The sequence below is a fragment of the Pontibacter rugosus genome (assembly GCF_042678745.1).
In the GTDB taxonomy this organism is placed as follows: Bacteria; Bacteroidota; Bacteroidia; order Cytophagales; family Hymenobacteraceae; genus Pontibacter; species Pontibacter rugosus.
This window is the reverse complement of record NZ_JBHTLD010000194.1, coordinates 1-9,012: the sequence shown is the minus strand read 5'-3', so window position 1 is coordinate 9,012 and position 9,012 is coordinate 1. Positions and strand designations below refer to the sequence as shown.

Here is a 9,012-nt window from a genome sequence, read left to right as displayed (position 1 = left end):
ATTCAAAGCGAACGTTACACCTTGTCTTGCTACTAATTCAACAATATTCAGCAGAAAATCATTTAATTAAGTCAATCTTTTTAGAAGATGCTTTAGAATATCTAACAAATCAAGATTCAGAATTTCTTTTACTTCTAAGCAGCTTTCGGACAAACAGATAAATTTAATCGATTACCTGAACTGGCTCTATCCATTTATCATCTTCCCGTATCAAATCAATCAATTCGTCTACGGCACGATCTGCAGGTACAGCCTTTTTGATGACATTCTGGCCACGGTACAGCGCTATTTTGTCTTTACCCACACCCACATATCCATAATCAGCGTCTGCCATTTCGCCCGGACCGTTTACGATGCAGCCCATGATTCCAATCTTCACGCCTTTCAGGTGGTCGGTTCGCTTACGTATCATGGCTGTCGTTTCCTGCAAATCGAATAGAGTACGGCCGCAGCTTGGGCAGCTGATATACTCTGTTTTGCTCATGCGCGTGCGGGCTGCCTGCAAAATGCCAAAGCTCAAATTATTAAGCTTATCAATTGTCTGTAACTCTAATGGCTTTTCCTGCGCTGGCAATTGTTCAGTGCCCAACAGTATACCATCTCCTAAACCATCAATTAACAGCCCACCAACATCGGTGGCAGCATAAAGCTGTACTTCATCATCAGTCAATTTGCCGTAAGCACGTTTGATAATGCAAGGGTTTTGGACACCATTGTTCATCAACCTGAAGAAGCATTTGCGCAGCTCAGGCATAGCATGTTCATTTTCTGTATGTAATACTAGCACCGCTGTATTGTCTTGCTTCAGCTTTTCCAGTAACTCAGAGGTTAAGTCGTTGATAGTGGCAAGTATAAAGTTAAGCGATCTATGAAACTCCACTCCCTGCACATAGGCAGTAGCTTCTATGAGCGGGTGACGGTCATCGCGCTGCTCTGCCTGTAACCAGGCACCGTAGTTAACCATCTCTTTCAGTCCGTTCGGAAGCATGAATGAGATAGCATTGTCGCCGGTGTAAATATAATCTGCCCCTAAATCATTCATGTTGAATTTGTCCAGCAGCATCGAGTACAAGTGCCCTACACATTTCAGGTCAGCATACTGAACATCTGTCAGTCTGCTAAAATCTGCCATCACACGTGGCACATTCGTAGCACCCAGATTTTCAACCTCTACTGTCTCTCGTTTGTGGTACTGAAACGGATTAATAGGTACATTGCAAACAGGCTTGATAGGCTTTGCTTTTTCTGCACGATGCGTATACCTGTCAATGAGCGCCTGCGCTACCGGAGCTTCTGCCTCTGGCGCTTCGGTAAGCGAAACACGCACAGTATCTCCTAAGCCGTCTTCCAATAAGGTACCGATGCCTACCGCCGATTTGATACGGCCGTCTTCTGCCTCACCAGCCTCTGTAACGCCCAGGTGCAAGGGGTACGGCTGTAATCCTTCTTCATCCAGCTTCTGAACCAGCAAGCGGTACGCCTGTACCATTACCTGCGTGTTCGAGGCCTTCATCGAAATCACTATATCATAGTATCCTTCTGCTTCGCAGATGCGAATAAATTCAAGCGCGCTTTCCACCATGCCCAGCGGTGTATCGCCGTAGCGGCTCAGGATGCGGTCTGATAAAGAACCATGGTTGGTACCGATACGCATTGCGGTGCCGTGCTCTTTGCAGATGCGCACCAAAGGCACGAAACGCTCCCTGATGCGGTCCAGCTCTGCCTGATACGAGACATCATCGTACTCAATAACCTGGAATTTCTTCTTATCGGCGTAGTTGCCGGGATTTACACGTACTTTTTCTACAATCCGTGCAGCCACCTCTGCGGCATTCGGTGTGAAGTGAATATCTGCGATTAACGGAACTTGATAGCCACGTTTGTTTAGCTCCTCCTTTATGTTTTGAAGGTTTTCTGCCTCTTTTATACTTGGAGCTGTGATACGGATATATTCACAACCTGCCTCTATCATGCGGATACACTGCTCCACAGAGCCCAAGGTATCCATGGTGTCCACTGTAGTCATCGACTGTACCCGTATAGGGTAATCGCCCCCCACAGGTATACCTCCAATGTTGACAACACGCGTTTTTCTGCGTTTATACTCCACCAGGCTAGGGCAATAGGCTTTATTCATCTCTTGAAGTTGAAATTCCATCTGTGTCTTTAACTAAAGTCGCATCTGCTTTGTTCAAAAGGCAAAATACGTAAATTTATACGCAACCTCCCGCAGATTCTGATATTTAGAATACTGAAATAGTTACTCAGCCACTTATACTTGCTGTTGAATCTAAAATATCAAAAACCTTACCTCAAAAAGTACTCAGTTTTAAAACTCGCATCACGGGTTAAAAAGACAGCTACAGTCGGTAAATCAGAGCCATTAGATCTCCTTTAGCTTCGCCACTAAACTTTGTATTTTATAAAAAACAAAGGCACCCTGTTACAGGTGCCTTTGCATAATCAACTTAATTATCTTGTGTTAAGATCTTAGTGACGGAACAATAGTTCACGGTATTTCACCAGCGGCCAATCTTCGTCATCCACCATCAGTTCCAGCTTATCTACACTATAACGAATGGTATCGAAGTAGCTAAATATCTGCTCGTTATACATGATGGCCCGCTCACGCGCATCTTCTACTTTATTCGCTACTTTACGTGCCTCTATCATCTCGTTCACATTCTTCTGAATGGTTGTGATATGGCGCGACATTGTCTTGATTGCTTCGATGATACTTTCTGTGTACTCGTCCTCCAGCCCTATTTCTTTCAGGCCACGCACATTTTGGATCAGCTTATTTTGGTAAGCAATAGCAGTTGGTACCACATGGTTAATGGCAAGATCTCCCATGACACGAGACTCTATCTGGATTTTCTTCACATACTCCTCCAGCAAAATCTCATGACGTGCCTCCAACTCTACTTCTGTAAAGATGCGGTGCTTGGTGAAGATATCTTTCACAGCTTTACTATCCAGAACATCCAGAGCACGCGGTGTAGATTTGATGTTAGACAAGCCACGAGCTGCTGCTTCATCTTCCCACTCCTTTGAATAACCGTTACCTTCGAAGCGAACGGCTTTAGAAGCTGCTACATAGTCACGCAGTACCTGAATAATAGCTAGTTCCTTCTTCATGCCTTTCTCATCGATAAGCGCATCCACTGACTGGCGGAACTCGATCAACTGATCTGCCACGATGGTGTTTAACACCGTCATTGGAGACGACGAGTTGGCAGAAGAACCCACGGCACGGAATTCAAACTTATTGCCTGTAAAGGCAAAAGGAGACGTACGGTTACGGTCTGTGTTATCGCGAAGAACTTCTGGAATGCGGTCGATGCCCAATTTCAGGTACATGTTATCGCCTTTTTCCATAGGTACTTTTGAGGTGCGCTCGAATTCATCAAGTATAGCCGTCAGCTGCTGCCCAATAAATACAGAAACGATAGCTGGAGGCGCCTCATTTGCACCCAGGCGGTGATCATTGCTGGCAGATGCAATAGAAGAGCGCAGCAGGTCCGCGTGCTTGTGCACAGCCATGATGGTATTGATGAAGAACGTCAGGAACTGAAGGTTTTCCTTTGGTCTTTTGCCTGGGCTCAACAGGTTGATACCTGTGCTCGTGCTCATGGCCCAGTTATTATGTTTTCCACTGCCGTTTACACCTTTAAAAGGCTTTTCGTGCAGTAACACTTTAAGGTTATGACGATCTGCCACACGGCCCATGATATCCATCAAAAGCTGGTTATGATCTACTGCCAGGTTAGCATCTTCAAATGTTGGAGCACACTCAAACTGGTGCGGCGCCACCTCATTGTGGCGCGTACGCAACGGTATACCTAAACGAAGTGCTTCTTTTTCAAACTCCAGCATATAGGCATGTACACGCCCCGGAATGCTACCAAAGTAATGATCTTCGAGCTGCTGTCCTTTTGCAGGAGAGTGACCGAAAAGGGTACGTCCTGAAACAACTAAGTCTGGGCGTGCTTCATATAAAGCTTTATCTACAAGGAAGTACTCCTGCTCGATACCTAGCGTTGTGTTTACTTTCGTAACTTCTTTGTCGAAATACTGGCAAACCGGCACAGCCGCATCGTTCAACAGTTTTAGCGACTTCAGAAGCGGCGTTTTATAATCGAGTGCTTCGCCTGTATAAGACACGAAGATGGTTGGGATGCAAAGGGTCTTGGTGCTGGCGTTCTCAATCAGGAAAGCCGGAGAGGATGGATCCCAGGCGCTGTATCCCCGGGCTTCGAACGTATTACGAATACCACCGCTTGGGAAAGATGAGGCATCTGGTTCCTGCTGCACCAGGGCGCTTCCTTTAAAGCTTTCAATTGCTTCGCCTTCGCTAGTTAAATCGAAGAAGGAATCATGCTTTTCAGCTGTTGCTCCTGTCAACGGCTGAAACCAGTGCGTATAGTGCGTAGCACCTTTGCTGGTAGCCCAGGTTTTCATGGCAGCTGCTACAGCATCGGCAAGTTCTCTGTCTACTTTATCGCCAGTTTCTATCGTGCGCAATAAACGCTTATAGTTTTCTGAAGACATCGTAGAACGTAAGGCATCTTTAGTAAATACGTTTTCTCCGAAATAGTCTGAAATTTTGGGGGAAGGCAGTGCTACTTCCTCTACTTTACGCTGACTTACAAGCTCCAGCGCTTTAAATCTAAGAATTGCCATGGGTTATGATAGGGTTGGGTTTTAATTCTGAAACAAAGATAGACAGAAAAACAACACTCCATACAATAGGGCTTTAAAAATTAAGGGTGTTTTTGTAAAATAGGCACAAATCATCTAAACACCCCCTGTTAATAAAAGGGGTGTTTTCAAAAAAACTATAGCAAAACTCTACCACACCCCTTGTTCTTCAACCCATACTAATACGTTGAAACCATAGCCAAAAATAAACTGTTACGGAAGGCTGACTTATGTTTTATATTTGTGGCGTGAAAAATCGTATTGCTTTCCCTCCTTTATACTTTCTGTTTTGGCTACTATATTTTATAGTAGCCAGGGCTATCTTTCTGATTTACCACCTGGATAGAAGTTCCGAACTCACCTCCTCAGAAGTAGCTTCCACTTTTATCTATGGCTTAAGGCTGGATGCTTCCTTTGCGGCATACATAAGCCTGTTGCCGTTTTTGCTCACACTGCTTTCCACCTTCTCCGAGAAAGTTCGTCTTGCAGCAGCAGTTCGTTATTATACATTCTTTCTGCTGCTATTCCTATCTATTCTTTTAGCTGCTGACCTGGAGCTGTACAGCCATTGGGGGTTTCGCCTGGATGCCTCTCCTTTGCAATACTTGAATTCGCCAGGAGAAATGGCTGCTTCAGCTGCCGGAGCACCGGTGTTTCTCTTATTATTAGTGTCACTTACCATTTCAGTAGCCTTTATATTATTGTACAGCAGATTCTTTGATTTGCGGCACTATACTTTGCAGCTTCACAAGTGGCTAGCCAGTGGGCTTTGCCTCTTCTTTCTGGCGCTGTTGGTATTGCCACTGCGAGGTGGCTGGCAGCAAATTCCTATCAACCAGAGTGTCGTTTACTTTTCCAACAAACCGTTTGCTAACCATGCCGGCCTAAACATGCCCTGGAATTTGATGCACGCGCTGCTGAAGTACGAAAAGTCTGGACACAACCCATACCAGTACCTGCCAGAGCAAGAGGCTGAGCAGCGCGTACTTGCCCTATATGCTGCGGTTGCTGCTGATTCTACAGAACAACTAGTCGAGGCAAAGCAGCCTAATGTATTGTTTATCATCTTAGAGAGCTATACTGCCAAACTGATTGGCAGCCTTGGTGGTGAGCAGGGTGTTACGCCAAACCTTGATAGGCTGGCAAGCGAAGGCATTAACTTCACAAATATATACGCCGCCGGAGACCGCAGTGAGAAAGGCATGGTGGCGCTGCTGAGCGGATATCCGGTGCAGACAACAACCTCTATTATCAAATATCCGCAGAAGACTGAGAAGCTGCCCCAGCTAAGCGAGGTGCTGGCACAGGAAGGCTACAGCACCAGCTATTATTATGGAGGAGAACTGGAGTTCGCCAACATCAAATCATACTTACGAAACGGGAGCTACGACCGCTTGATTGACAAGTATGATTTTGACCCCAGCACTTATAATTCTAAATGGGGAGCTCATGATCATGTATTGTTCGAGCGCGTACTGAAGGACCTGAAACAGGAGAAAAAGCCGTTCTTCTCCACCGTTTATACTTTAAGCAGCCATGAGCCTTTTGAAATACCTATTCCAGCTAAATTTCCCGGTACTACTGAAGAAGTCATGTTTCGCAACAGTGTATACTATACGGACTGGGCACTGGGCAAATTCATAGATGAAGCCAAGCAACAGCCATGGTGGCAAAACACTGTGGTCGTTATCGCCGCTGATCATGGGCATCCTTTACCTGGCAATGATCAGAACCATGCTCCAAGCAAGTTCAGAATTCCTTTTATACTTACAGGCGGCGCTTTGAGAGAAACTAAAAAGCAGGTTGACGCTATCGGAAGCCAAACGGACATTGTCGCAACACTACTCACGCAGCTAAATTTACCGCACAACCAGTTTAAGTGGAGCCGCAACCTGCTAGCTGCAAGCTCCTCTCCTTTTGCATTTTATGTTTTCAATGATGGCTTTGGCTATGTAACTCCGCAGGGGATTTTAACTTTCGATAATACAGCAAAGCAACCCATTACCAAAGACGAAGACCTGACAGATGAACAGCTGCAGAACGCAAAAGCCTACATGCAGTTCTCTTTTGATGATTTCGTAAAGAAGTAAGCCTTGTAATATAGTGTAGACCAGCAAAACAGACAGAAAATCTGTCAACTTAAATCTGTGATACTTGGTTGAAAAAGCAGAACCAGCTGAACAGCAATTATTTATTCCCGCTGGATCACAACTGCTCTTTCACAATTAATTTCGTAAATTGCGCCCTGATTATGAAGAAAGTAGCTTTTTATACCTTAGGTTGCAAACTTAACTACTCTGAAACCAGCACCATTGGCCGTATTTTCCAGGAGCGCGGTTTTGAGAAGGTAGAGTTTACCGATACGCCGGACATTTATGTGATCAACACGTGTTCGGTAACTGATAACGCAGATAAAAAATGTCGTAAAATTGTGAAGGAAGCTCTGAAGCATTCTCCTAACGCTTTTATTACGATAGTGGGCTGTTATGCACAGCTCAAACCGAAAGAAATATCTGAAATACCCGGAGTGGATGCCGTATTAGGAGCCGCTGAGAAGTTTCAACTGGTAGACATCCTGGAGACATTCGAGAAAAAAGATAAAGCCCAAGTATACGCTAGTCCTATTTCTGAAGCCAATACCTTTCACAACTCCTATTCTTTTGGCGACAGAACACGCACTTTCTTGAAAGTGCAGGATGGCTGCGACTACTCCTGCTCTTTTTGTACTATACCGCTTGCTCGTGGCAGCAGCCGCTCCGATAGTATAGCCAACGTAGTAAGGTCTGCCAACGAGATTGCTGAATCAGGCGTGAAAGAGATTGTTCTTACGGGTGTAAATACAGGCGATTTCGGAATACAGGATGGTAATCGGGTGGAGTCTTTTTACGAGCTGGTACAGGAGCTGGATCAAGTTGCTGGTATAGAGCGTTTCCGCATTTCCTCTATTGAGCCCAACCTGCTGAAAGATGAGATTATTCAGTTCGTGTCGCAGAGCCAGCGCTTCATGCCGCACTTCCACGTACCGCTGCAATCCGGCTCCAACAAAATTCTGAAACTAATGCGCCGCCGCTACCAGCGCGAGCTATATGCAGACCGTGTGGCTACCATCAAATCGTTGATGCCGCATTGCTGTATCGGCGTTGATGTGATTGTCGGATTTCCGGGAGAGACTGAAGAAGACTTTCTGGAGACTTACAATTTTATAAATGGGCTTGATGTAAGTTACCTGCACGTGTTCCCATACTCAGAGCGCGAAAACACATTGGCTCCTGAAATGGAAGGCAAAGTAAGTATACAGGAGCGAAACCGCCGGGCAGATATGCTGCGCATTCTGTCTGAAAAAAAGAAGCGACATTTTTACGAAGAAAACATTGGCCGCGAATTTACGGTGCTTTTCGAAGACGATGTGAAAGACGGGGTGATGGAAGGCTGGACAGAGAACTACGTACGCGTGGCAGCCAAGTATGACCCTGTGCTGGTGAACGAAACAAAGCACGTGCGCCTGACGCAACTGGATGCAAATGGCTTGATGGAAGCCGAAGAAACTTACCAGGAAGTACTCAAACATTAGGTTTTTGGCTTAAAATACTTTTATATTTAAGCTGCTAAATCTTCCAACTAAACATAATTAGATAAAGCGTGAAAGTTTTAAAGATGACATTAGGGTTAGCTGCAGTTTCTGCCATGTTGGTAGCCTGCGAGAAAGCCCCAACCAATGGCACTGCTACTGTTGCCACTAACGCTGAAACTGCTGTAGGTTCTCCAGAGATAGTTTATGTAAACTCAGATTCTCTTCTGACAAACTATGGCTATTTTAAAGATGTGCGCGACCGCCTGCAAGGCAAAGCAGGTCAGAAAGAAAAAGATCTTCGCTCTCAGGCAGAGTCTTTCCAAAAAGAAGTGCAGCGTTACCAGCAGTCGGCCGCCGGCATGTCTGAGCAGCAAAGAGCTTCTACGGAGCAACGCCTGGCGCAAAAGCAGCAGCAGCTACAGGCCCTGCAGCAAAGCTCAGGTAACGAACTTGCTACAGAAGAGTCTGAGGAAATGAAGAAGATTTACGACCGCGTTGAGGAATACCTGAAGAAGATCAGCGAAGAGCGTGGCTATAGAATGGTGTTAACCTACCAGCGAGGCAATAGCGCCATCCTTTACGGTGACTCTACACTTGATATTACGACGCAGGTGGTGGAAGGTCTAAACGAGGCTTACGAAGCTGAGAAGGCTAAGACTACTGAGAAGAAAGAAGAAAAGAAGAAATAATTCAACCTTCAGTAAGTATAAGAAGAGCGCCCGCTGCACTAGTGCAGCGGG

General features: G+C 45.5%; 5 protein-coding genes. 3 read left to right on the top strand and 2 right to left on the bottom strand.

All coding sequences use genetic code 11. The features are described from left to right. Window positions 1-163: 163 nt before the first annotated feature. Together ispG and ACFQ2O_RS17200 are read right to left on the bottom strand one after the other, a co-directional pair. Window positions 164-2,137, bottom strand: a complete 1,974-nt coding sequence (gene ispG, locus ACFQ2O_RS17205) for a (E)-4-hydroxy-3-methylbut-2-enyl-diphosphate synthase (protein WP_377530623.1) — start codon at window positions 2,135-2,137, stop codon at window positions 164-166. A 353-nt stretch (window positions 2,138-2,490) separates the two neighbouring features. Continuing rightward, a complete protein-coding gene (locus ACFQ2O_RS17200) occupies window positions 2,491-4,683 on the bottom strand; it encodes a glutamine synthetase III family protein (RefSeq protein ID WP_377530620.1) in 2,193 nt (730 codons plus the stop codon). Between the two features lie 266 nt (window positions 4,684-4,949). On the opposite strand from ACFQ2O_RS17200, the gene ACFQ2O_RS17195 reads away from it, so the two are divergent. The 3 genes from ACFQ2O_RS17195 to ACFQ2O_RS17185 all read left to right on the top strand — a co-directional run bounded on the left by ACFQ2O_RS17195 (window position 4,950) and on the right by ACFQ2O_RS17185 (window position 8,961). After that, window positions 4,950-6,791, top strand: coding sequence for an LTA synthase family protein (locus tag ACFQ2O_RS17195; protein ID WP_377530618.1), 1,842 nt, complete (start codon window positions 4,950-4,952; stop codon window positions 6,789-6,791). 161 nt (window positions 6,792-6,952) lie between these two features. Next, window positions 6,953-8,272, top strand: a complete 1,320-nt coding sequence (gene mtaB / locus ACFQ2O_RS17190) for a tRNA (N(6)-L-threonylcarbamoyladenosine(37)-C(2))-methylthiotransferase MtaB (RefSeq protein WP_377530615.1) — start codon at window positions 6,953-6,955, stop codon at window positions 8,270-8,272. 68 nt (window positions 8,273-8,340) lie between these two features. Then, entirely contained in the window at window positions 8,341-8,961 is a 621-nt protein-coding gene (locus tag ACFQ2O_RS17185) for an OmpH family outer membrane protein (RefSeq protein WP_377530613.1), read from the top strand. The last annotated feature ends 51 nt before the right edge of the window (window positions 8,962-9,012 follow it).